The 23,919-nt window shown below is 44.7% G+C and carries 21 protein-coding genes, 1 pseudogene and 1 other annotated feature; of the genes and pseudogenes, 20 read left to right on the top strand and 2 right to left on the bottom strand.

The features are described 5' to 3' along the window. Positions 1 to 145 precede the first annotated feature (145 nt). From ACH97_RS09965 to ACH97_RS09920, 10 genes are all read left to right on the top strand, one after another. Complete coding sequence (locus tag ACH97_RS09965; protein ID WP_003180588.1) at positions 146 to 1,084, top strand: beta-ketoacyl-ACP synthase III; 939 nt, start codon at positions 146 to 148, stop codon at positions 1,082 to 1,084. A gap of 21 nt (positions 1,085 to 1,105) precedes the next feature. After that, on the top strand, positions 1,106 to 2,344 hold the full coding sequence (fabF, locus tag ACH97_RS09960; RefSeq protein WP_003180590.1) for a beta-ketoacyl-ACP synthase II: 1,239 nt from the start codon (positions 1,106 to 1,108) through the stop codon (positions 2,342 to 2,344). Positions 2,345 to 2,429: 85 nt separating this feature from the next. After that, the gene (locus tag ACH97_RS09955) at positions 2,430 to 3,218 is read left to right on the top strand and encodes a DUF2268 domain-containing putative Zn-dependent protease (RefSeq protein ID WP_020450929.1); all 789 of its coding nucleotides are present in this window, start codon (positions 2,430 to 2,432) and stop codon (positions 3,216 to 3,218) included. 191 nt (positions 3,219 to 3,409) lie between these two features. Then, the gene (locus ACH97_RS09950) at positions 3,410 to 4,384 is read left to right on the top strand and encodes an ABC transporter ATP-binding protein (RefSeq protein ID WP_003180594.1); all 975 of its coding nucleotides are present in this window, start codon (positions 3,410 to 3,412) and stop codon (positions 4,382 to 4,384) included. Between the two features lie 42 nt (positions 4,385 to 4,426). After that, positions 4,427 to 5,410: an ABC transporter ATP-binding protein gene (locus ACH97_RS09945; RefSeq protein ID WP_173636676.1), complete on the top strand. Its 984-nt coding sequence runs from the start codon at positions 4,427 to 4,429 to the stop codon at positions 5,408 to 5,410. A gap of 112 nt (positions 5,411 to 5,522) precedes the next feature. Beyond that, positions 5,523 to 7,166, top strand: a complete 1,644-nt coding sequence (locus tag ACH97_RS09940; RefSeq protein ID WP_003180598.1) for a peptide-binding protein — start codon at positions 5,523 to 5,525, stop codon at positions 7,164 to 7,166. 78 nt (positions 7,167 to 7,244) lie between these two features. Further along, a complete protein-coding gene (locus ACH97_RS09935; protein ID WP_011197765.1) occupies positions 7,245 to 8,195 on the top strand; it encodes an ABC transporter permease in 951 nt (316 codons plus the stop codon). A gap of 19 nt (positions 8,196 to 8,214) precedes the next feature. Then, on the top strand, positions 8,215 to 9,129 hold the full coding sequence (gene opp4C / locus ACH97_RS09930; protein WP_003180601.1) for an oligopeptide ABC transporter permease: 915 nt from the start codon (positions 8,215 to 8,217) through the stop codon (positions 9,127 to 9,129). A 292-nt stretch (positions 9,130 to 9,421) separates the two neighbouring features. Then, complete coding sequence (locus ACH97_RS09925) at positions 9,422 to 10,687, top strand: MFS transporter (RefSeq protein ID WP_011197766.1); 1,266 nt, start codon at positions 9,422 to 9,424, stop codon at positions 10,685 to 10,687. A 214-nt stretch (positions 10,688 to 10,901) separates the two neighbouring features. Beyond that, positions 10,902 to 11,654, top strand: coding sequence for a YjbA family protein (locus ACH97_RS09920; protein ID WP_003180605.1), 753 nt, complete (start codon positions 10,902 to 10,904; stop codon positions 11,652 to 11,654). A 244-nt stretch (positions 11,655 to 11,898) separates the two neighbouring features. Here the strand turns inward: ACH97_RS09920 and trpS are convergent, their stop codons facing one another. Continuing rightward, positions 11,899 to 12,891, bottom strand: coding sequence for a tryptophan--tRNA ligase (trpS, locus tag ACH97_RS09915; protein WP_048350051.1), 993 nt, complete (start codon positions 12,889 to 12,891; stop codon positions 11,899 to 11,901). 52 nt (positions 12,892 to 12,943) lie between these two features. Further along, positions 12,944 to 13,165: a binding site (T-box leader), on the bottom strand. A gap of 461 nt (positions 13,166 to 13,626) precedes the next feature. Between trpS and ACH97_RS09905 the strand changes: the two genes are divergently transcribed. From ACH97_RS09905 to spxA, 7 genes are all read left to right on the top strand, one after another. After that, positions 13,627 to 15,252: a peptide ABC transporter substrate-binding protein gene (locus tag ACH97_RS09905; protein ID WP_020450931.1), complete on the top strand. Its 1,626-nt coding sequence runs from the start codon at positions 13,627 to 13,629 to the stop codon at positions 15,250 to 15,252. 95 nt (positions 15,253 to 15,347) lie between these two features. Next, positions 15,348 to 16,283, top strand: coding sequence for an ABC transporter permease (locus ACH97_RS09900; RefSeq protein WP_020450932.1), 936 nt, complete (start codon positions 15,348 to 15,350; stop codon positions 16,281 to 16,283). 4 nt (positions 16,284 to 16,287) lie between these two features. Beyond that, positions 16,288 to 17,205: an ABC transporter permease gene (locus ACH97_RS09895; protein WP_020450933.1), complete on the top strand. Its 918-nt coding sequence runs from the start codon at positions 16,288 to 16,290 to the stop codon at positions 17,203 to 17,205. 13 nt (positions 17,206 to 17,218) lie between these two features. Further along, positions 17,219 to 18,286 (top strand): ABC transporter ATP-binding protein, encoded by a 1,068-nt coding sequence (locus ACH97_RS09890; protein WP_020450934.1) that lies wholly within the window; start codon positions 17,219 to 17,221, stop codon positions 18,284 to 18,286. Between the two features lies 1 nt (position 18,287). Next, the gene (locus tag ACH97_RS09885; RefSeq protein ID WP_020450935.1) at positions 18,288 to 19,211 is read left to right on the top strand and encodes an ABC transporter ATP-binding protein; all 924 of its coding nucleotides are present in this window, start codon (positions 18,288 to 18,290) and stop codon (positions 19,209 to 19,211) included. A 230-nt stretch (positions 19,212 to 19,441) separates the two neighbouring features. Further along, on the top strand, positions 19,442 to 20,020 hold the full coding sequence (locus ACH97_RS09880) for a GNAT family N-acetyltransferase (protein WP_003180619.1): 579 nt from the start codon (positions 19,442 to 19,444) through the stop codon (positions 20,018 to 20,020). Between the two features lie 177 nt (positions 20,021 to 20,197). Next, the gene (gene spxA, locus ACH97_RS09875) at positions 20,198 to 20,593 is read left to right on the top strand and encodes a transcriptional regulator SpxA (protein ID WP_003180621.1); all 396 of its coding nucleotides are present in this window, start codon (positions 20,198 to 20,200) and stop codon (positions 20,591 to 20,593) included. 30 nt (positions 20,594 to 20,623) lie between these two features. Here the strand turns inward: spxA and ACH97_RS09870 are convergent, their stop codons facing one another. Then, the gene (locus tag ACH97_RS09870; protein WP_020450936.1) at positions 20,624 to 21,286 is read right to left on the bottom strand and encodes a TerC family protein; all 663 of its coding nucleotides are present in this window, start codon (positions 21,284 to 21,286) and stop codon (positions 20,624 to 20,626) included. A 178-nt stretch (positions 21,287 to 21,464) separates the two neighbouring features. Between ACH97_RS09870 and ACH97_RS23420 the strand changes: the two are divergent. From ACH97_RS23420 to ACH97_RS09860, 3 genes and pseudogenes are all read left to right on the top strand, one after another. Beyond that, a pseudogene (locus tag ACH97_RS23420) lies at positions 21,465 to 21,590 on the top strand (hypothetical protein). Continuing rightward, a complete protein-coding gene (gene mecA / locus ACH97_RS09865) occupies positions 21,572 to 22,210 on the top strand; it encodes an adaptor protein MecA (RefSeq protein ID WP_003180627.1) in 639 nt (212 codons plus the stop codon). The pseudogene ACH97_RS23420 and the gene mecA overlap by 19 nt, the downstream one beginning before the upstream one ends. 237 nt (positions 22,211 to 22,447) lie before the next feature. Next, positions 22,448 to 23,752: a family 8 glycosyl hydrolase gene (locus ACH97_RS09860; protein WP_020450937.1), complete on the top strand. Its 1,305-nt coding sequence runs from the start codon at positions 22,448 to 22,450 to the stop codon at positions 23,750 to 23,752. Positions 23,753 to 23,919: the final 167 nt, after the last annotated feature.

The raw sequence follows: 23,919 nt of genomic DNA, 5'->3' as shown, positions 1-23,919 counted from the left end.
ATATCACTACTATATGAATGTTTTGATCTGCTAGATTAGACGAATATATTGCCAACTAAAAAAAAATAGGGTAGGATTAGTACCAGATACTAATAATAACTCATAACATTAGTTGGAAAAAATCATGAATAAAGGAGTCTTTCCTATGAAAGCTGGAATTATTGGAATCGGCCGGTACATCCCTGAAAAGGTGCTGACCAATTTCGACTTGGAAAAAATGGTTGAAACTTCTGACGAGTGGATTCGTACAAGAACAGGCATAGAAGAAAGAAGAATCGCAGCTGAAGATGAGAAAACATCCGACATGGCTGTGGCCGCCGCTAGAAGAGCGATGGAAGACGCAAACATCGAGGCGGAAGATCTTGATATGATTCTCGTCGCCACCGTTACTCCTGACCAGGCATTCCCGACAGTGTCCTGCATGATTCAAGAAAAGCTCGGTGCATTCAATGCCTGTGCAATGGATATCAGCGCAGCGTGCGCCGGTTTTATGTACGGTTTAGTCACTGGAAAACAGTTTATCGAAGCCGGGACGTATAAGCATGTGCTTGTCATCGGAGTTGAAAAGCTTTCAGGCATTACGGACTGGGATGACCGCAATACCGCTGTTCTGTTCGGAGACGGAGCGGGCGCCGCAGTTGTCGGGCCTGTCAGCGACGATAAAGGGATTTTGTCTTTTGAGCTCGGTGCAGACGGCAGAGGCGGAAAGCACTTGTACTTGGATGAAAAAGATCATACAATCATGAATGGCAGAGAAGTGTTCAAGTTTGCCGTCCGCCAAATGGGTGAATCCAGTGTGAATGTCATTGAAAAAGCCGGATTATCCAAAGAGGATGTCGACTTTTTGGTGCCGCATCAAGCCAACATCCGGATCATGGAAGCGGCGCGCGAACGTTTGGAGCTTCCAGTCGAAAAAATGTCTAAAACGGTTCATAAATACGGAAACACATCAGCTGCTTCTATTCCGATTTCTCTTGTGGAAGAGCTTGAAGCTGGTAAAATAAAAGACGGTGACGTCATTGTGATGGTCGGCTTCGGCGGAGGTTTGACATGGGGAGCCATCGCCATGCGCTGGGGCCGATAAAAGAAAGGTGAGGTGCAACTTATGAATAGTAAAAGAGTAGTCATTACCGGATTAGGAGCTTTATCACCTCTTGGTAATGACGTCAAAACGAGCTGGAACAACGCGGTTAACGGGGTTTCCGGAATCGGCCCGATTACAAGGGTGAACGCGGACGAGTATCCAGCTAAAGTAGCCGCGGAACTGAAAGATTTTAAGATAGAAGATTACATGGATAAAAAAGACGCAAGAAAAATGGACCGCTTCACACAATATGCCGTTGTGTCGGCGAAAATGGCCGTGGAAGACGCGGGGCTCGACATTAATGAGAGCAACGCAGACCGGGTCGGCGTCTGGGTCGGTTCCGGGATCGGCGGCCTTGAAACGCTTGAACAGCAGTTCGAAACATTTTTAACAAAAGGACCGCGGCGCGTCAGCCCGTTCTTTGTACCGATGATGATTCCTGACATGGCGACCGGCCAGATTTCGATTTCTCTCGGTGCAAAAGGTGTCAACTCTTGTACGGTGACGGCTTGCGCGACGGGTACGAACTCAATCGGCGACGCCTTTAAAGTCATTCAGCGCGGCGATGCAGATGTCATGATCTCCGGAGGAACGGAAGCCCCGCTTACAAGAATGTCGTTTGCCGGCTTTTCCGCCAATAAAGCGCTCTCCACTAATCCGGATCCGAAAACGGCAAGCCGCCCGTTTGACAAAAACCGCGACGGCTTCGTCATGGGAGAAGGAGCGGGAATCGTCGTTCTTGAGGAGCTTGAGCATGCGTTAAACCGCGGAGCGACAATCTATGCGGAAGTGGTCGGCTACGGATCAACGGGAGACGCCTATCATATCACGGCCCCTGCGCCAAATGGGGAAGGCGGCGTCAGAGCCATGAAAGAAGCGATCAAAGATGCGGGTCTGTCTCCTGATAGCATTGATTATATCAATGCGCACGGAACAAGCACGCCGTACAATGATAAATTTGAAACGATCGCCATTAAAGAAGTGTTCGGAGAGCATGCCTACAAGCTTGCCGTCAGCTCGACAAAATCGATGACAGGGCACTTGCTCGGGGCTGCCGGAGGCATCGAAGCGATTTTCTCCGTCCTTGCCATTAAGGAAGGCATCATTCCTCCGACAATCAATATCGAAACGCCTGATGAAGATTGCGATCTGGACTATGTACCGGATCAAGCCCGCCGCCAGGACGTAAATGTTGTGCTCAGCAACTCGCTCGGTTTCGGCGGACACAACGCAACGCTGATTTTCAAAAAATATGAATAACCGCAATATAAACGGCTGCCATTTTAGATGGTGGCCGTTTTTTTTAGCGTGCATACCATACAGATGAAAAAGGAGTGTGATCTAAATGAGTATAGCAAGCACGTATGAATGGCTTGAACAGGCTTCATCCGTGCGGGAATTGTCAAGCTTTCTCCTGCCGTATTTTAAAGGCGCTTCAAAAGCGGATGCGGCGGCGATTGTCAGCCACCTGCAGACCCACGGCATGTTCCGTTCGTGGACGGACGGCGAGCGTACGATGAAGCAGCTTAAGAAAAACAGCGTATTTCAGCATGTCAGACGGGAAGAACAGCTGCTCTGCAAAAGATGGAATGGGCCGGATGTTCCGATTTTCATCCTGCCGGTCGATGAAAGAAACCGCAAAATCCGCGTCGAATTCGGCTCGAAATCAGGCCTTGCGTTCAGCGACAAATTATTTTTGTTTTTATCGGCCGATCTTCCCCGTTCATCGATTTCTGCGATCATGACACACGAATATAATCACGTTTGCCGGTTAGAAAATATGCCGAAAGAAGAAAAAAAGATGACGCTGCTTGATACAATCATTCTCGAAGGCATCGCGGAATATGCCGTTTTCGAACGGTTGGGGGAAGCCGAAACAGCTGCATGGACGTCATATTACTCCGAAAAACAGCTTCGTCATTTTCAGGATCGGTTCGTAAAGCCTCATTTCGAGCTGCGCCGACATGATAGCCGACTATTCTCCAATATTTTATTTGGAAAAGGGCATTACCCCGACATGCTCGGATATGCTGTCGGTTACAGTATTGTAAAAAAATATTTATCGGCTCGAAATTTGAAGGTTGCCGACATTTTATCCTTCCCGTCAGAAGACTTTATAAAGCTATCGCTTTAAAATACTAAAATTATGGGATTAAATTAATATTATTACAAAAAATAAAAAAACTCCTTGCTTTTGTAATGATTATGTAATAATATACAACTATAAAATTTTAAGATAATTCAGTCATATTAAGAAAATTCTAAAAAAGTAATATATTAGTTTTTCGTAATATTTAACTTCTGGTCTATGGAAGGGGAATCTGGATGAGCGCATTGCTGGAAGTCAATGACTTAAAAACTTATTTTTTCAGAAAAAAACAGCCGATACCCGCAGTGGACGGCGTCGATTTTTCAATCAAAAAAGGAGAAACCGTGGCGCTGGTCGGTGAATCGGGATCCGGTAAAAGCATCACGTCTCTGTCAATCATGGGACTCGTCGAGGGCTCGGGCGGAAAGATCATGAACGGTTCCATCAAGCTCGAAGGACGGGATCTCGTTACATACAAAGAACAAGATTTATGCAAGATCCGCGGAAATGAAATCTCGATGATTTTTCAGGAGCCGATGACCTCGCTCAATCCGGTTTTGACGATCGGCGAACAAATCACAGAGGTGCTGATCTATCATAAAAAGCTATCGAAAAAAGAAGCTGCCAAAAAAGCGGTAGAATTATTAAAGCTTGTCGGATTTTCGAGGGCAGGCGAGCTGATGAAAGAATATCCGCACCGCCTGTCGGGCGGCATGAGGCAGAGGGTGATGATCGCCATTGCCTTAAGCTGCAATCCGAAGCTGCTCATCGCGGATGAACCGACTACAGCGCTTGACGTCACCATTCAAGCGCAAGTGCTGGAACTGATGAAAGACCTATGCGACAAATTCGATACCTCCATACTTCTCATTACCCACGATCTCGGCGTTGTGTCCGAAATTGCGGACCGCGTGATCGTCATGTATTGCGGACAAGTTGTTGAAAATGCCACAGTAGATGAACTATTCGATGAACCCCTGCATCCCTACACAAAAGGACTGTTAAACTCCATCCCTGTTATTGAAGGCTCCATTGAAAAATTAACAGCCATTAAAGGAAATGTGCCGACACCTGACAACCTTCCGGCCGGCTGCCGGTTTGCTCCAAGGTGTCCGAGTGCGGGCGACAAATGCTGGGGCGCGCAGCCGGACTTGAAGACGCGTCCGGACGGCCGGTCTGTCAGATGTTTTTTATATGAGGAGGGAGAATAAGGGATGACTTCATCAGCTGAACGATTACAGCCCGGAGAGGAAATGAATCCGCAAGAATCCCTTCTGGAGCTGAAAGATGTCAAAAAGTACTTTCCGATCCGCTCAGGGATATTTCAGAAAAAAATCGGCGACGTCAAAGCGGTGGACGGCATCAGCTTTTCGCTTAAACGCGGCGAAACGCTCGGCATTGTCGGTGAATCGGGCTGCGGAAAGTCGACCGCCGGACGGACGATGATCCGCCTTTATAAACCGACGACAGGACAGATCTTTTACAAAGGCCGCGACATTTCAAGTTTGTCGGAAGAAGCATTGAGAAAGAGCGTCCGCAAAAACATCCAGATGGTTTTCCAAGATCCGTTTGCCTCACTGAACCCGAGAAAAACGCTGCGTTCCATCATCAAAGAACCCTTCAACACGCATCATATGTACAATTTCAAAGAGCGCAACGAAAAAGCCGAAGAGCTTTTGGCTAAGGTCGGGCTGCACCCGTCGTTTGCGAACCGCTATCCCCACGAATTTTCCGGAGGGCAGCGCCAGCGGATCGGAATCGCGCGGGCGCTGGCTTTAAATCCGGAGCTTATTATCGCCGATGAACCGGTATCCGCATTGGACGTGTCAATCCAGGCTCAAGTGATCAACCTGATGGAAGAGCTTCAGGAAGAATTCAATCTGACATATTTGTTCATTTCCCATGACTTGAGCGTCGTCCGCCATATCAGCGACAGGGTCGGCGTCATGTATCTCGGCAAAATGATGGAGCTGACAGACAAGCATGAGCTGTACGGCAACCCGCTTCATCCATACACGCAGGCGCTTCTGTCCGCCGTTCCCGTCACTAGGAAGAAAGGCGGAACAAAGCGGGAGCGAATCGTTTTAAAAGGCGAGCTGCCGAGTCCCGCCAACCCTCCGAAAGGCTGTGTCTTTCATACGAGGTGTCCGGCCGCAAAAGCGATTTGCGCGGAAGCCGAACCTGCTTTCAAGGAAGTGAAAACAAACCATTTCGTGGCATGTCACCTTTACGAATAAAGGGGAAGGCCGTCACATATTAAATCCTTGAGAGGGGGAATGTCTTCTTTAAAAAACGGGGGTCAATCGGGTGGAAAGAAGGACAACAGTTTAATAAGGGGGAATTCATAAAATGAATAAACGCAAAACAGGATTTTCAATTTTAAGCTTGCTGCTGATCTTATCGATTTTTCTAACGGCCTGCAACAGCGGCGAAGTCGGAGGGGATGAAAAAGAAGGCAAATCTGACGGGAAGCCGCAGCAGGGCGGAGATCTGATTGCTGGATCCACAGGTGAACCGACGCTGTTTAATTCACTGTATTCAACTGATACAGCAAGTTCAGATATTGAAAGACTGATCTACAACACTTTGTTAGACGTTAATGAGAAACTTGAAGTGGAAAACCAACTCGCTGATGAAGTAAAGGAATCGGAGGATGGGTTAACATTCGATGTGAAGCTAAAAGAAGGTGTCAAGTTTCACGACGGTGAAGAAATGACAGCCGACGATGTCGTTTTTACTTACAGCATTCCGATGAGTGATGAATACGTTGGAGAACGCGGCTCAAACTTTAAAATGATAGAGTCTGTCACGAAAAAAGGTAAATATGAAGTGCAGTTTAAATTAAAGAAGCAGGATCCGTATTTTTACAATGTTACACTTGCCAGTTACGGTATTCTGCCTAAGCACATTTTAAAAGATGTCCCAATCAGCAAACTCGGTGAACACGAATTCAATCGAAAGAATCCGATTGGAACAGGACCGTTTAAATTTAAAGAATGGAAAGAAGGACAATATGTAAAGGTTGAGGCTTTTGATGATTATTATGCCGGGCGTCCTCATTTAGATTCGATCACGTATAAAATTATTCCGGATTCAAATGCAGCGCTGTCACAGCTGCAAGCTGGAGATGTCGATTACTTGGTCGTTACACCAGGACCAGACTATAAAACGGCCGAGAAATTTAACAATGTGAAGATGGAAACCGATTTAGGTTTGAATTATACGTATATCGGCTGGAACGAAAGAAATGAGCTGTTTAAGGATAAAAAGGTTCGCCAAGCGCTGACACATGCGCTTGACCGCCAGGCGCTCGTTGACCAAGTTCTAGATGGAGATGGGGAAATCGCGAACATCCCGGAAAGCCCGCTTTCATGGAACTACCCGGATAACAAAGATAAGTTTAAAACGTTTGAATACGATCCAGAGAAAGCAAAAAAACTGCTCAAAGAAGCAGGATGGACAGACTCAGATGGTGATGGGATTTTAGATAAGGACGGCAAAAAGTTTTCTTTCGTTATTAAAACGAACCAAGGAAACAAAACACGGGAAGACCTCGCGGTTGTTGTTCAGCAGCAATTAAAAGAAATTGGGATTCAAGCAAAACCGCAGATTGTTGAATGGAGTGCTTTAATTGAACAAATGAACCCGCCGAATTGGGATTTTGATGCGATGATCATGGGCTGGAGCCTTGCTACGTTCCCTGATCAGAGCAACATTTTCCATTCGAAAGAAGCTGAAAAAGGACTAAACTATGTTTGGTATCAAAATGAAAAGCTTGATAAACTGCTGGATGAAGCTAAAACGTTGAAGGACCGTGAAGAATATAAAAAGGCGTATGAAGATATTTACGAAATTCTGGCGGAAGATCAGCCGTATACATTCTTGTATTATACGAATTACCATAGAGCGATGCCTAAAAATATGAAAGGCTACGTATTCCATCCGAAAGAAGATTTCTATAAAGCCGAAGACTGGTGGCTGGATCAAAAATAACGAGAATCCCTTGAGGGAAGTGTAGCTTGCAGCTTCCTTCCCTTCCTTCTTAATGACTTTTAAAAAAGGGGATAAAAAATGATTACATATATCATTCGAAGGACGCTCATGTCGATTCCAATATTATTTGGTATTACAATTTTGTCATTTGCGATTATGAAAGCAGCGCCGGGAGATCCAATGGCATTGATGATGGATCCGACCATCAGCGCGGGAGACCGTGAAAAATTCATTGAAAAATACGGGTTGGATGAACCTGAACACGTTCAATATTTAAAGTGGCTCGGAAATATGGTTCAAGGTGACTTCGGTACTTCAATCGTTAGAAAAGGAACGCCAGTGACTGATTTGATTATGGCGAGGCTGCCGAATACGTTATTGTTAATGCTCGTTTCAACCATTTTGGCTCTCCTCATATCGATCCCGCTTGGAGTGCTTTCAGCTAGGCGGCCATATTCTAAATTGGATTATGGCATCACATTCACATCATTTATCGGTCTTGCTGTCCCAAATTTTTGGCTTGGACTGATTCTAATCATGTTTCTTGCTGTTAATTTAGGATGGTTTCCAACCGGGGGCGTTATGACTCTGAATGCCGATTTTAGTTTATGGGATCGCATTCATCATCTAATTTTGCCTGCATTCGTCCTGGCGACCGCAGATATGGCGGGACTCACCCGCTACACGAGATCGAGCATGCTTGATGTGCTCAGGCAAGACTACATGCGGACAGCGAGAGCAAAGGGTTTTAAAGAAAATCGTGTCGTGTACAAGCATGGGCTTCGAAATGGTTTGCTTCCGGTTATTACGATCTTTGGTCTGATGATTCCTTCTTTCATCGGCGGAGCTGTCGTTACTGAACAGATTTTCAGTTGGCCAGGACTTGGAAAGCTGTTTGTCGACTCTGCTTTCCAGAGGGACTATCCTGTCATTATGGCAATGACGGTTATTTCAGCCACACTTGTTGTCATTGGGAATTTAGTTGCGGATATTCTTTATGCAATGGTCGATCCGCGGATTGAGTATTAATGAAGGAGGGAATTGATTCATGACACAGACAAATCCATCGACACCTTCGCCGGAGATCACATTGCAGGAAAATGTCGCACCAAAGCCCGAGACAATGACAAAAATCTTTTTTGAAAAGTTTTATAAAAACAAGCTGGCGGTAATTGGAGGAGTTTTATTATTTATTATTATCCTATCAGCGATTTTTGCTCCGGTGATCGCTCCATACCCGCCGGAACAGCAAAACCTTCTGAATAAGCTAAAACCGCCAAGTGGTGAACATCTAATGGGAACAGACAAGTTTGGCCGAGATATTTTCAGCCGTTTACTTTATGGGGCTCGGGTTTCTTTACTTGTAGGCTTTGCCTCTGTACTTGGATCGATTACGATAGGTACGGTGGTCGGCGCAATCGCCGGCTACTTTGGCGGAATAATCGACGCTATTATGATGAGACTGGTGGATATTGTATTATCCATACCCGACATCTTTCTGTTAATCACGCTGGTCACCATCTTCCAGCCGGGCATAGATAAACTGATTTTAATATTCGCCTTGACGAGATGGACGACGACAGCGCGCCTTGTCCGGAGCGAGTTTTTGTCCTTGAGGTCGAGGGAGTTCGTCTTGGCGGCGAAAACGATCGGTACAAGAAATTACAAAATCATTTTTTCTCATATCCTTCCGAATGCGATGGGGCCGATTATCGTTGCCGCGACGCTTTCCGTCGGTACCGTAATCCTTGCGGAATCGGCATTAAGCTATCTTGGATTCGGGGTTCAGCCGCCGATGGCAAGCTGGGGAAACATGCTTCAGGATGCACAGAACTTTACGATCATGATCCAGGCGTGGTGGTATCCGCTGTTCCCGGGCCTGATGATCCTGCTCACTGTGCTGTGCTTTAACTTCTTAGGCGACGGACTCCGCGATGCGCTTGATCCGAAGAATATTAAATGATTTATGCAGTGTATTACAGAGGAAATATTTTAACAAAATGGAAGGTCAATAGATTTAGTTTCAATGAATGTATGTAGTGGACATTGAACGAATGTTTCCTGTTAGTCGATAAAGAACACTTTCATAAATGAGGTACCAAAGGGAATATCATTCGTAAATCTTTGGTATCTCACTTTGTTCAAACAGAAGCAGGTCTTCCAACTCCTGAAGATCTTTTGGAACTGTTAGATGAACAAATGGGTGCTGTAGCAAAAAAATAAATCGCTTTGTTAAATGAATAGAGGTTTTAACGATGTTAAGCGTATTGAAAAATAAAAACTTTTTATTTTTGATATTAGGGCGTTTGGTAACCAATATTGGGGACAGTATGTATACAGTTGCGGCAATGTGGCTTGTGTTTGATTTATCAAAAAGTACATTTTATTCCGGATTAGCTGGTTTTTTGACGATGTTCCCAACTGTTTTGCAATTTTTAACAGGTCCGATTGTTGATAAAGTCAGATTAAATAAAGTTTTGGTTTGGAGTCAACTCATCCAAGCTATTTTGGTGTTGATTATTCCGCTTTTTTATTTCATTGGATATTTGAACATTTGGATCATCATGATGATTATGCCTCTTATCGTATTCATTGAGCAATTTACTTATCCTGCGCAATCTGCCGCACTGCCTAAAATAATCAAAAGTCAAGATCTAGTTAAAGCAAACTCACTTATGTCATTTTCATATCAAGGTACAGATATTATATTTACTGGTATTGCAGGTATTGTGATTGCTTCGGCAGGAGCTATAAGCATATACTTAGTTGACTCTTTCACTTTTTTGTTAGCGGCGCTGTTTTTTAAGTGCGTAAAATTAGAACAAAAAAATGAGATAGAACATAAGCCCCGATTCCACTTCAAAAAAGTCATACACAATTATACAACGGATATAAAAGAGGGATTTACACTCATTCGTCATTCCCTCATTCCAAAAATCCTCTTGGGCTCGATGATTTCTAACTTCATGCTTAGTGCGACGATTGTGATTTTGCCAAGCTTCTCTTCGATTAGAGGAGGAGAAGAATACTATGGATATTATTTGGCTTCCATGTCATGCGGTTTACTGTTAGGTTCAATATTCGCAACAGTGTTTGGCCGATTCGCGATAGGATCACTTACGATATACGGATTTTTCATTTCAGGGGTTTTATGGAGTATTTCGGCGATCGCCACCTCTTCATACATATCGATTATTTTATTTGGTTTGTCTCAAATATCCATCGGCGTGACAAACGTCATTTTCATGTCCATTTTGCAAAGCATACTGCCGGAAGAGTTTATAGGGAGAGTTTTTTCTTTTATCGCAAGTTTGACAAGCATAGCAGCTCCTTTTGGATCTTTGCTGGGAGGGTTTACCGCGTCATTGATCGGCAGCGATAAGGTTTTCTTTATAGGAGGAATTGCCATGCTGTTTGTATCTGTTTATTGGGTGTTTCAGTCTTCTTTAAGATCAATTCCTTCATCAGAAAAAATAAACGCTAAAGAATACAGCTTTTTTACAAACGTGTTGAATAAATAATGTGTGAATTGCTTCATTCAGTCATCATGATTTTGCCCATTGTCTGGACTCCGCGATACGCTTGATCCGAAGAATATGAAATAAAAAGCTGAGGGATTGCCGCCCTTGGCTTTTTTTTAACGGCGATTGCCATAATCTCATCCGCTTGGAATAAATTCCTGCCCCCTTGCCTATACTGTGGACAACAGTTTTTATTAAAAGTGAGGGGTTAGAAATGTTGTTTCTTCATGATGTGTGGGTGAATTGGTTTGAGGGAGAAGAAAATGGCTACAACGTCTGCCACTTTCATGAATGGCGGAAGGAAGACAGTGTTGAATTGCTTGACCAGGTGCCTTTGTTAAGGGTGTCGTCCGTTTTGTTTCACTACATAGAAAATGATTTGTCAGAGCTTCCGGCCGAATTATTGAACGAGGTTCATCAAAAAGCGTATATTCGTAAAAATCATGAGCGGACACAGCTTGATCATTGTTTCGTCGTAACGGACGGCATTGGTATTCTCGCGGTCGATACGGCCGGTTACACAATACCGGTAAGAAAAAGCCGCCTCATTCCGAGACAGGAGCAGCTCGTTTATGAAATGGTGAAGGACGTTGAAGCGGAAACTTACGAGTTTGCACCAGAGAAGCTGCAATCTTCCAAAGAATACCACATTTTATCTTTATCACCGGAGCATGTCAGAGGATTAACGAGAAAAGAACGCCAGCTCAAACAGCTGCTGTTCATGGCGCTCGATCAGCTCAAAGGGCTCCAAAATCGGGCCGAGATCGCTTATTGGTACACCGAATGGAATCCGTATATGTATGAACAGATCAAGCGCATGACATTTGAAGAAATCTGGGACATGCTTTTCAATGAGACGATCGACGGATGGTCAGACAAACACAGGGACTTTTGTGAAAATTTGATTAAAGGACAGCCGTTTTTTGAAAAGCTTTGGGAAATTGAGAATGAGTCTAAAGTCAACTAAATTAAGAATCAAGACTGCCGGAAGTACGGCGGTCTTTTTATTTGTAAAAGCGAAAATTCTATATTGAAAAATAAAAAATATGAGCTGTCTTTCTGACAAAGCGGTCAATGAAGGACTGGAGACATGTGTTTTGAATCATTTATTATAGAAATATCGTGATCCGGAGGCAAGTGAATGCGGAGCTGCGGCTGTTCTCTATGAAAAACACCTTCCGATTATCGTACAATCGGAAGGTGTTTTTGGATCAGCGTCTTTTTCGGCCGAGTCCCATCGCGTTTTCCATTTTTTTTAGCATCTTGTTTGCTGTTTGATTTGCGCGTTCGGCGCCTTCGTCCAAAATCCGGTCCAGCTCTTCAGATTCGATCAATTCGTGGTAACGGTCTTGAATCGGTTTCAGCGCGCCGATGACGACTTCGGCAAGGTCTGATTTAAATTCGCCGTAGCCTTTGCCTTCGTATTTTGCTTCAAGCTCTTCGATTGAGGCTTGTCCGAGAATCGAATAGATCGTCAGAAGGTTGGATACACCGGGTTTGTTTTCTTTATCATATTTGACGATTCCGTCGGAATCCGTGACAGCGCTTTTGATTTTTTTCTCAAGCTGTTTTGGTTCGTCGAGCAGGGTGATGAACGCTTTTTGGTTCGGATCTGATTTGCTCATCTTTTTGAGCGGGTCGGCAAGTGACATAATGCGGGCGCCGACCTTCGGTATTTTAACCTCCGGAACCGTAAAAATGTCATTATATTTCTTATTGAAACGCTCCGCCAAGTTCCGGGTTAATTCAAGATGCTGCTTCTGATCTTCTCCGACAGGGACGACGTCTGTTCCATAAAGCAGAATGTCCGCAGCCATTAATGGAGGATATGTCAAAAGCCCGGAGACGACAGCTTCTTTTCCGGCTGATTTATCTTTGTACTGCGTCATGCGCTCAAGCTCGCCGATGTAGGCGACACACTGAAGCATCCATCCCGCCTGGGCGTGTGCAGGCACTTCCGATTGGATAAACAGCGTCGCTTTTTTCGGATCGAGGCCGATCGCCAAATACAGCGCGGCAAGGTTCCAGATGTTCTTTCTCAGCGCGAGCCGGTCCTGCGGTACTGTGATCGCGTGCTGATCGACGATGCAGAAGTAACAGTTGTAGTCATCCTGCAAGTCGACAAACTGCTTCATCGCTCCGATATAGTTGCCGAGGGTGACAGAGCCGCTCGGCTGGATACCGGAAAAAATCGTTTTTTTCATGTGAATCCCTCTTTCCATTTCAAAATAAAAAGGCCCATTCTTCCCTTAAAAGAAAAGGGACGAATGAACCGTGGTGCCACCCTGATTATTTCATTATGGTCAAAATGAAATCGCTTTAGACGTTTGTAACGGAGTCTTCTCCGGCTGAGCCTACTTATCCGTGTTCGGTCAGCTGCTCCGAAGCCCATTCCACATTCGCCATTATCCGCTCCCAGCACCGCGGACTCTCTTTAAATGGGAAGAAATGTGTACTCTTCTTCTTCATCGCATGTTATTCATAATTTTATTATATATAAATTTTAAATGAAAGTCGACAGCCTTGGGGAAAAGAAAACGAATACCGGGCTGAATAAAGTTGGCGCGGCGGCATCTGGTTCGATATAAAGAATGGTTAATGTTATACGTGTAAAACGTTTTAACCTGTAAAACATAAACTTTCCTTTTAATGTGGTTACGCTTTAAAACAGAGAAGTGTATTTGTACATTTGGCAGAAAACCTGACAATCATAAATAGTTTGAATAAAAAAATAATTGAAAATTAATATTGCAATAAATTATTCTATTAATTATAATGAATTTGTTCACCTCGGTGTTACAGGTTTCTTACATAACAAATATTCAGAAAAGACGAAACAGAGGAAAAAGTATGGCAAGTGGGCCTATTACTTTTTTATGATAAATCTGAATGTTCAGGAGTAAGGAACTAAAAAAACAAGAAATTGGGGGGGTTTCTCTTTGAAGAAGCGTTTGTCATTTATCAGTTTAATGCTCATTTTCACACTCGTCCTCAGCGCCTGCGGCTTCGGCTCAAGCTCCGGTGACGGCGGTAAAAAAGACAGCAAAGGGAAAGACACATTAAATGTCAACATTAAAACAGAACCGTTTTCACTACATCCGGGACTCGCAAACGATTCGGTGTCTGCAAACGTGCTTCGTCAGACTTTTGAAGGATTGACGACAATCGGTAAAGATGGAAAGCCGGTTGAAGCGGCAGCCGAAAAAATCGAAGTCAGCGACGACCAAAAAACATACACATTCACGCTCCGCGACGCGAAATGGTCAAATGGAGATCCTGTAACAGCAGAGGATTTTGAATACGCATGGAAATGGGCGCTCGACCCTAAAAACGAATCGCAATATGCGTATCAGCTTTACTACTTAAAAGGCGGAGAAGCAGCGAACACCGGCAAAGGGAAAATTGAAGATGTCGGCGTTAAAGCTGTTAATGATAAGACTTTAAAAGTCGAGCTTGAAAAACCGACACCGTATTTTACTGAACTGACAGCATTCTACACATATATGCCAGTCAATAAAAAGGTAGCAGAGAAGAATGCGAAATGGTACACAAACGCAGATGAGAACTACGTATCTAACGGACCTTTCAAAATGGCGAAATGGAAGCACAGCGGAAACATCGTACTGGAGAAAAACGACCAGTACTGGGATAAAGACGCTGTTAAGCTGAAGAAAATCAATATGGCGATGGTCAACGATCCGAACACTGGTCTGAACATGTACAAAAAAGGCGAGCTAGACTTTGTAGGACAGCCGCTTGACCAGATTTCAACGGATGCGATTCCAAGCCTGAAAAAAGAAGGCCTGAACATTGATCCGTTCGCATCGGTTTACCTGTACAAATTCAACACTGAAGCGGCTCCGCTGAACAATGTCAACATCCGTAAGGCGCTGACATACGCGATCAACCGCGAAGCGATCGTCAAAAACATCACGCAAGCGGAACAGCTGCCTGCGATGGGATTAGTGCCGCCGGCAGTCCACGGCTTTGAGTCAAATAAAGGCTATTTCAAAGACCATGATGTTGATAAAGCGAAAGAATACTTGGAAAAAGGTTTGAAAGAGCTCGGTTTGAAAAAAGCGTCAGACCTTCCGAAAATCACGCTTTCCTTCAACACGGATGAAGCACACCAAAAAATCGCTCAAGCCGTTCAGGAAATGTGGAACAAGGAACTGGGCTTAGATGTCGAATTAGGCAATGAAGAATGGAACGTATACATCGATAAGCTCCATGCAGGAAACTATCAAATCGGCCGTTTAGGCTGGACCGCCGACTTTAACGACGGAATGAACTTCCTTGAAACATACCGCGACAAAGAAGGCGGAAACAATGATACGAACTGGGAAAACGCAAAGTATAAAGAGCTGCTGAATAAAGCATCGAGAGAAACTGATTCAGCGAAACGCATCGAGCTGATGAAAGAAGCAGAAAGCATCATCATGGATGAGCTGCCGGTCGCACCGATCTACTTCTACACAATGCCGTATCTTCATGATGAAAGCTTAAAAGACTTTGTTCTAACTGGTACTGGTGAGATCTATTTCAAAACCGCGCATTTTGAATAAAATTGCATGAAAGTATATGGGGCTTAGACTTTCCCCCCATATACTTTTATTTATGAAAAGAAGTTAATAGACTGAATATTCGGAGGTGTGTAAAATTGATTAAATTTTTAGGCCGTCGTCTTGTTTATATGTTAATTTCTCTCTGGGTTATCGTCACAGCTACCTTCTTCCTGATGAGAGCGATACCGGGCGGACCCTTTTCAGGCGAGAGGAAACTTCCCCCTGCAATTGAAGCCAGTCTCAATTCCTACTATGGTTTAGACCAGCCTCTTTTTAAACAATATCTCGATTATTTAGTATCGGTAGCAAAGTGGGATTTCGGGCCGTCATTTAAATATAAGGGACAAACTGTGAACGACTTGATCAGCTCAGGTTTTCCGATTTCTTTTACACTTGGATTGGAAGCGATTTGCCTTGCGCTCGCTTTCGGCGTATTGTTTGGCGTGATCGCCGCGCTGAAGCGAAACAAGTGGCAGGACTACACAGCGATGATCATTGCGGTTGTCGGGATCTCTGTTCCGAACTTCATCATGGCTGCACTTCTTCAATACGTGCTGGCAATGAAGCTGGGCATGTTCCCTGTCGCACAATGGGAGTCATGGGGACATACTGTGCTTCCTGCCATCGCAGTCGCCTCGATGCCGATGGCGTTTATCGCCCGTTTGACGCGTTCGAGCATGCTTGAAGTGTTGAGCAGCGACTATATCCGCACGGCACGTGCAAAAGGTTTGAGCACACCGGCCGTTACGTTTAAGCATGCGATACGAAATGCCATCATGCCGGTTGTTACATATATGGGGCCAATGGCGGCGTCCATTTTGACAGGAACGTTTGTCGTCGAAAAAGTATTCGGTATACCGGGACTCGGCATGCACTTTGTCACCAGCATTACGAACCGAGACTACACGGTGATCATGGGTGTTACCGTCTTCTTCGGGGCAATCTTGCTGCTTTGCGTCTTGATTGTCGATCTTTTATACGGCTTAATTGATCCGCGCATTAAACTGTTTGGCGCTAAGAAAGGGGAGTAATAGGATGCAGCAAATACCAAAAGACATGTTTGAACCTGCAGCTGTTGACCATAGCGAAGCCGAAAAGATCTCAAAGAAAAACCTTTCATTTTGGACAGACGTATTCTTGAGATTTAAAGAAAACAAGCTGGCGCTGTTTGGACTGGTGGTTCTGATCCTGATCGCTCTGATGGCTATTTTCGCGCCGGTATTCTCAAGCTTTCAATATGAAGAAACGGATTTAACGAATGCGAACCAGCCGCCGAGCGGCGAGCACTGGTTTGGAACAGATGACCTTGGAAGGGACGTATTCGTCCGTACATGGGTCGGCGCACGCATCTCGCTGACAATCGGACTGGCTGCCGCGCTGATCGACGTTTTGATCGGTGTGATATGGGGTGCGATATCAGGCATCAGAGGCGGACGTACTGACGAAATTATGATGAGAATTGCAGATGTTTTATGGGCGATTCCTTCCTTATTAATGACGATCCTGCTGCTCGTAGTGATGGGAAAAGGCTTGATCACGATGATCGTCGCGATGGTTATTACGGGATGGATCAACATGGCAAGAATCGTCCGTGGACAAGTACTCCAGCTCAAAAATCAGGAGTTTGTGCTCGCCTCAAGAACTTTGGGAGCGAAAAACTCGCGCATCATCAGAAAGCACTTGCTGCCGAACATTATGAGCCCGATCTTGGTCACCATGACATTAACCGTGCCTACGGCTATTTTCTATGAAGCGTTTTTAAGCTACCTCGGCCTCGGGGTTCCGCAGCCGCTTGCAAGCTGGGGAACGATGGCTACAGACGGTGTGCAGGGATTGGAATATTACCCATGGCGCCTGTTCTTCCCGGCTACTTTTATCTGTCTGACCATGTTTGCATTCAACGTTATCGGCGACGGACTGCGCGACGCTTTAGATCCGAAGCTGCGTAAATAAAGGAGTGAGAAAGATGAAACACTTACTTGAAGTGAAAGATTTAGCCATTTCTTTTAAAACATACGCCGGAGAAGTACAGGCGATCCGCGGCGTCAACTTTCATGTTGACAAAGGAGAGACGCTTGCGATCGTCGGAGAATCCGGATCAGGCAAAAGCGTCACTTCGCAGGCGATTATGAAACTGATTCCGATGCCGCCGGGCTATTTTAAAAACGGACAAATTTTATTTGACGGACAAGATCTGGTTCCGAAAACGGAAAAACAAATGCAGTCAATCAGGGGAAAAGAGATCGGCATGATCTTTCAGGATCCGATGACTTCTTTGAACCCGACGATGAAAGTCGGCCGTCAAATCACAGAAGTGCTGTTTAAGCATGAAAAGATCTCAAAAGAAGAGGCCAATAAGCGGGCGGTAGAGCTTCTCAGCCTGGTCGGAATTCCGATGCCTGAACGCCGCGTCAACCAGTATCCGCACGAATTCAGCGGCGGGATGCGGCAGCGCGTCGTCATCGCGATGGCGCTTGCAGCCAATCCAAAGCTTTTAATCGCGGACGAACCGACGACAGCTCTTGATGTGACGATTCAGGCGCAGATTTTAGAGCTGATGAAAGAATTGCAGAAAAAGATCGAGACATCCATCATTTTTATTACGCACGATCTCGGCGTTGTCGCGAATGTCGCAGACAGAGTCGCCGTCATGTACGCGGGACAAATTGTGGAGATCGGTACGGTCGACGAGATTTTCTACAACCCTAAGCATCCGTATACATGGGGGTTGTTGGCATCAATGCCGAGCCTTGACAACGACGGTGATGAAGAATTAATGGCGATACCGGGCTCTCCGCCTGATTTGACCAATCCGCCGAAGGGCGATGCCTTTGCATTAAGAAGCCCTTACGCAATGAAAATCGATTTTGAACAAGAACCGCCGATGTTTAAAATATCTGATACACACTATGTGAAGTCATGGCTTTTGCACCCGGACGCTCCAAAAGTTGAGCCGCCGGCCGCTGTCAAAAGCAAGATGAAGGAGTTTAAAAATCAGTATGAAAAACCGGTTGAAGTGAAAGAAGGTGAATGATGTGGCAGAAAAACTGCTCGAAATCAAGAATTTAAAACAGCACTTTTCAACGCCGAAAGGGATTGTGAAAGCTGTTGACGGAATCTCTTTTGACATTTTCAAAGGAGAGACGCTCGGTCTTGTCGGTGAATCCGGCTGCGGAAAGTCGACGACTGGCCGTTCGATCATTCGTTTGTATCAAGCGACTTCCGGAGAAGTCTTGTTTAAGGGAAAGAATGTCCACGACAAAAAGTCTGCCAAGGACCTTCTCGAATTCAACCGGAAGATGCAGATGATTTTTCAGGACCCGTATGCTTCCTTGAACCCGCGGATGACGGTTGCCGACATCATCGCAGAAGGAATTGACATCCACGGTTTGGCCAAAACGAAAAAAGAGCGGCTTGAGCGCGTTCATGAACTCCTCAAACTCGTCGGCTTAAATAAAGAGCACGCGAACCGCTATCCGCACGAATTTTCCGGCGGACAGCGCCAGCGGATCGGAATCGCAAGGGCGCTTGCGGTCGAGCCGGAATTCATCATTGCCGATGAACCGATCTCCGCTCTGGACGTGTCCATTCAAGCGCAAGTCGTTAATTTAATGAAGGATTTGCAAAAGGAAAGAGGGCTTACATACCTTTTCATCGCTCACGATCTGTCGATGGTCAAATATATCAGCGACAGGATCGGCGTCATGTATTTTGGGAAGCTTGTTGAATTGGCGCCGGCAGATGAACTGTATGAAAATCCGCTTCATCCGTATACGAAATCATTGCTTTCCGCCATTCCGCTCCCTGATCCGGATTATGAGCGCACGCGCGTGCGGAAGACGTATGATCCAAGCGTCCACCAGCTGAAAGGCGACGAACAGATGGAGCTTCGCGAAGTAAAGCCCGGCCATTTCGTCATGTGTACAGAGGAAGAATTTAAAGCCTATCAAACCAAATAAACGAAGCAGGAAGACAGCCGTCACAAGGCTGTCTTTTTTTTTATGCCGAACAACCGCCGGCAATTTTTTGAGAAAAAATTTGAAACCTTCGCGGGAGACAACCGTCTTAGTATATGTAGGTAACATGCTCAGCTTCACTGAAGCTCCTTTCTAAAAAGATTTTGTTTAAACTAAAAAGAAAGCGGGTATATCTAAAGTGTGAAATTAGAACATCCATAAGGAGCAAATCAATGAACTGGTATGAGAAGCTTAGCGAGTATTTCCCAATTGAAGAAATGAAATCAAAAGAGCACATGGAAGCATTGTTAAAGGAACAAAACGATATTTACCATAAAGAAGAAGGCCGTCATCATGTGTTGATGTACGCCGAATTCGACTCTTTTATTTTCATCGACTATTTATTCGTTTCTAAAGACGCGCGAGGACAGGGACTTGGTTCCAAGCTGATTGAGAAGCTGAAAAAGAAAAACAAACCGATCCTCCTCGAAGTCGAGCCCGTGGATGAAGATGATGCCGATACGGCGAAACGTCTTAAATTTTATCAAAAGGAAAACTTTAAACACGCTGAGTCGATTGGTTACCGTCGCCGGTCACTCGCAACCGGCAAAGTGAACAAAATGGAGATTTTGTATTGGTCTCCAAAATCAAACACAGAGAAAGAAGTGTTTGACGCGATGAAAGAAACGTACGAAAAAATCCATACATACAAAGATGAGAAGTGGTATGGAGAATCTTATGAAGATGTGGATGACGTCCTTACGATTGTTGACGATCATAAACAAAAGAACATTTTCGATGAATTGAGCTAAATGAGAATAACAGATGGCATAAAAAAGCAAAAGTCGCTGGATTGTCAAAAAATTTCTGTTACAGACTGTTCACACTTACTTTTTTATAGTATAATACTCAATAAAGATTACTTTTTTAGATTTATTTCAATTTAAGAATACGCTAATTTCATTCTACTTTTTAAGGAGTGAAGCAATATGGTTACATTATATACATCCCCAAGCTGCACGTCTTGCAGAAAGGCGCGCGCATGGTTAGAAGAACATGATATTCCGTATACGGAAAGAAATATTTTTTCAGAGCCTTTATCAATTGATGAAATAAAAGAGATTTTACGAATGACGGAGGACGGAACAGACGAAATTATTTCAACCCGTTCCAAAGTGTTCCAAAAACTGAACGTCAACCTTGAAACAATGCCGCTTCAAGAGCTGTACCAGCTCATCAATGAACATCCGGGCCTTTTGCGCCGTCCGATCATCATTGACGAAAAGCGCCTGCAGGTTGGATACAACGAAGACGAAATCCGCCGCTTCCTGCCGCGCAAAGTGCGCACATTCCAGCTTCGTGAAGCGCAGCGTCTCGCAAACTAAAAGAAGGCTGAATTTTTCAGCCTTCTTTTTTTAATGCTTTTCACTCGTCTGTTCATAATAAATACTGGCTAGAATCACAAAAATCACCGTCAGGACGGGCAGCAGCATTTCGAGGGTGCTGTGCTGCGCCATAAAGGAAGACAACTCCTGCTCCCTGACGATCATTTCGCCGCCGGTATAAGCGAGCAGTCCGCTTCCCGCGTATATGAAGAGCGGAAACTTTGCAAGGGCCGCTTGAATCAGCCTGCTGCCCCAAATGATGACCGGGACGGAGACCATCAAGCCGACAACGACTAGCATCAGGCGTCCGTGCGAAGCTCCAGCGACCGCAATCACATTATCGAGCGACATGAACAAATCGGCAATCACGATGATACGGATCGCCTTAAATAAAGATGTCCCGCCTTTGACATGCTGGGCATCTTTTTTCTCAATCAAAAGCTGATATCCTAAGTACAACAGGAAGATTCCTCCGATAAATTGCAGATAAGGAACCGCGAGCAGGTACACTGCTGCCATTGTTAGCGCGATTCTCATCATGATGGCGATCAATGTGCCGATGATGATCGCTTTTTGTCTTTGCCGTGGAGGCAAATGACGGCTTGCCATTGCAATCACAACAGCGTTGTCGCCGCCAAGTATGAGATCGATTCCGATGATCACAAGGAACGACATCAGTACATCGTGTTCCATCAACTGGCACCTCGCTTTGCCTTTGCATCGGGACTTGCCTAAAAGGCACCCGCATCTACAGCTGCTGCTTGTACAACTAATATATGAAGCAGGCCGGAAAATATGTTAGCTTGGCTTTGGAGGCGTTTTTATTTCTTTTCCGCCTTTTTTATCATAAAATAGAAAATAAAGATTGATTATGGATAAGGTTAAGAAGTGGACGTAATGGGTAAAGTGTAGTAAAGTACAATTAATTGGGAGCTTAGTTATCCCTTCAACATCTTACAAAGAAGGGAAGGTTGGCAAATGGAAATCGAAAGAATAAACGAACATACGGTTAAGTTTTATATTTCCTACGGTGATATCGAAGACCGCGGGTTTGACAGAGAAGAAATTTGGTACAATCGAGAACGCAGTGAAGAGCTTTTTTGGGAAATGATGGACGAAGTGCACGAAGAAGAAGAGTTTGCCGTTGAAGGCCCCCTTTGGATTCAAGTGCAGGCCCTTGATAAGGGATTGGAAATCATTGTGACAAGAGCTCAGCTGTCCAAAGACGGACAAAAGCTGGAACTGCCGATTCCTGAAGATAAAAAACAGCATGTAGCAGAAGAAAGCCTTGATGCTTTGCTTGACGACTTTCAAAAAGAAGAGCAGGCAGAAGAGCAGAAACTGCAGTTTGTTTTAAAGTTTGACGATTTTGAGGATTTAATCTCACTGTCAAAAATGTCTATCAGCGGCTGCCAAACGACATTGTACTCTCACGAGAACCGCTATTATTTATTCGTGGATTTCAGTGAACTGCCCGATGAAGAGGTGGAAAACCAGCTGAGCATTCTGCTGGAGTATGCCTCAGAATCAAAGACGACGATTCATATGCTGAAAGAGTATGGAACACTGATTGCAGCGGATCATGCTCTTCATACAATAAAAAAGCACTTCGCATAAAAAAGCCGGTTTCTTTTGAAGCCGGCTTTAACTTTCTGGAACAAATATAACAAAGAGCTTCAATTCTCCACAACTTCCCTCCTCCCGTTCTACATCTTTCAAACGGCTCACCACTTTCAAAAGAAAACGATCATTTCGGCCCAAACCGAATAGGGTCAATCTGATCTATACACTTCCAGTTTCATTGATTAAGATGGATTGGTGTTATGACAAATTTTGAAAGGTGAGATTGATTTGATGCGAAAAAGTTTAAAATGGATCATGGCTGTCTTTATTGGTTTAACATGTTTTTGTGCCGCTTATTCTCAAACAGCCATGGCAGCCGTACATTCCAAGACTCCGGATATTCTCGGAACAACGGGTAAAAACAATTTGAATCAGGCCTATAAAAAATACTTTGATACAAAAGGCGATGGTAAAGGCGGATCGCTGTTTCATTATATGAAGGACGGTTCAGCTTACATCGCTTCGCCGACGGACGATAACCTGGGAAATGGCTACTACAGCGTCAAAACAGAGGGTATGAGTTACGGGATGATGATTACGCTGCAAATGAATGATGAGTATAAGTTCCAAAAGCTGTGGGATTTCGTCCGTAAATATATGCGCCATTCCGACAGAAACGACAGTTTGTACGGCTACCATAGCTGGCATATGAAAACGAACGGCTCAGACGTGCAAACCATTGATCAGAATGTTGCATCTGACGGCGAGGTCTGGTTTGCGGCAGCGCTCATGATGGCATCTGGCCGCTGGGGAGATAAAAAATACCCGTATGATTACAAAGAGCGGGCTCAAGACATGCTTGACGCTTTGGCCGGTGATGGAGAATACGCCAACACCGGTAAGGAATCGCGAGTGTTTATTAAAAACACCAAGGATCAGCGCTATGCGATGGTTCGATTCGGCCCTTATGTCAATTGGACGGACCCATCCTACCACGTTCCTGCTTTTTTCGAGTTGTTCGCTAAAAGCGCCAGAAGCAGCCAGCAGTATTTTTGGAAAGATGCAGCAAACAAATCTCGAACATACTTGTCAGAAACAACGTTTAAAAGCGTGTTAAATAACGGATCAACCGTCACCAATGCGGCCACAGGACTGTTTCCCGACGAAGCCGGCTTTGACGGCGTAAGCGATGCGGCTCATTCCTCAACGGAAACAGACCGAAATTTCAGCTATGATGCTTGGCGGACGGTGTCTCATATCGCTATGGATCATACACTTTGGTCCTCGGCAGATAACGCATATCGCGCCAGCGAGCAAAAAGCGCTTAACAAGTTCTTGACGTTTATGAAACGGGAAAACTATGGGAGAACGGCCCATGAATATACGCTGAATGGGACGGCCGTCAAAAAAGGAAGCCCGGTTGGCCTGATCGCCGCCAATGCGGGCGGCGCGACTGCAGCAAGCGATGCATCATTAAGGACGGGATTTGCCAATGCGTTTAACAGCACATATATTCCAGAAGATTATTACGGATCATGTCTTTACATGCTGAACAGCCTTGTGGCAAACGGCAAATTTGCGATGTACCTTCCTTAAAAAATGTAATATCAAATTGAAAGACTGACCCTTCTCTGCGGAGAGGGGTTTTTAATTGGTCAGAAGTTGATCCCGTAATTATCCTTTAACAAAAATTACATCTCTATTTGAGGAAGACTTTTTGTGAACTTTATGAACAAAAAGAATATTATGCAGTTAAACTGTGC

Origin of the sequence: Bacillus paralicheniformis, from assembly GCF_001042485.2 — a bacterium.
Taxonomy (GTDB): Bacteria; Bacillota; Bacilli; order Bacillales; family Bacillaceae; genus Bacillus; species Bacillus paralicheniformis.
This window is presented reverse-complemented; position numbering and strand designations above follow the sequence as displayed.

Coding starts and splice junctions, on each gene's coding strand:
- ACH97_RS09965 (WP_003180588.1), top strand. CDS start 146: ATGAAAGCTGGAATTATTGGAATCGGCCGGTACATCCCTGAAAAGGTG.
- fabF (WP_003180590.1), top strand. CDS start 1,106: ATGAATAGTAAAAGAGTAGTCATTACCGGATTAGGAGCTTTATCACCT.
- ACH97_RS09955 (WP_020450929.1), top strand. CDS start 2,430: ATGAGTATAGCAAGCACGTATGAATGGCTTGAACAGGCTTCATCCGTG.
- ACH97_RS09950 (WP_003180594.1), top strand. CDS start 3,410: ATGAGCGCATTGCTGGAAGTCAATGACTTAAAAACTTATTTTTTCAGA.
- ACH97_RS09945 (WP_173636676.1), top strand. CDS start 4,427: ATGAATCCGCAAGAATCCCTTCTGGAGCTGAAAGATGTCAAAAAGTAC.
- ACH97_RS09940 (WP_003180598.1), top strand. CDS start 5,523: ATGAATAAACGCAAAACAGGATTTTCAATTTTAAGCTTGCTGCTGATC.
- ACH97_RS09935 (WP_011197765.1), top strand. CDS start 7,245: ATGATTACATATATCATTCGAAGGACGCTCATGTCGATTCCAATATTA.
- opp4C (WP_003180601.1), top strand. CDS start 8,215: ATGACACAGACAAATCCATCGACACCTTCGCCGGAGATCACATTGCAG.
- ACH97_RS09925 (WP_011197766.1), top strand. CDS start 9,422: ATGTTAAGCGTATTGAAAAATAAAAACTTTTTATTTTTGATATTAGGG.
- ACH97_RS09920 (WP_003180605.1), top strand. CDS start 10,902: ATGTTGTTTCTTCATGATGTGTGGGTGAATTGGTTTGAGGGAGAAGAA.
- trpS (WP_048350051.1), bottom strand. CDS start 12,891: ATGAAAAAAACGATTTTTTCCGGTATCCAGCCGAGCGGCTCTGTCACC.
- ACH97_RS09895 (WP_020450933.1), top strand. CDS start 16,288: ATGCAGCAAATACCAAAAGACATGTTTGAACCTGCAGCTGTTGACCAT.
- ACH97_RS09890 (WP_020450934.1), top strand. CDS start 17,219: ATGAAACACTTACTTGAAGTGAAAGATTTAGCCATTTCTTTTAAAACA.
- ACH97_RS09880 (WP_003180619.1), top strand. CDS start 19,442: ATGAACTGGTATGAGAAGCTTAGCGAGTATTTCCCAATTGAAGAAATG.
- spxA (WP_003180621.1), top strand. CDS start 20,198: ATGGTTACATTATATACATCCCCAAGCTGCACGTCTTGCAGAAAGGCG.
- ACH97_RS09870 (WP_020450936.1), bottom strand. CDS start 21,286: ATGGAACACGATGTACTGATGTCGTTCCTTGTGATCATCGGAATCGAT.
- mecA (WP_003180627.1), top strand. CDS start 21,572: ATGGAAATCGAAAGAATAAACGAACATACGGTTAAGTTTTATATTTCC.
- ACH97_RS09860 (WP_020450937.1), top strand. CDS start 22,448: ATGCGAAAAAGTTTAAAATGGATCATGGCTGTCTTTATTGGTTTAACA.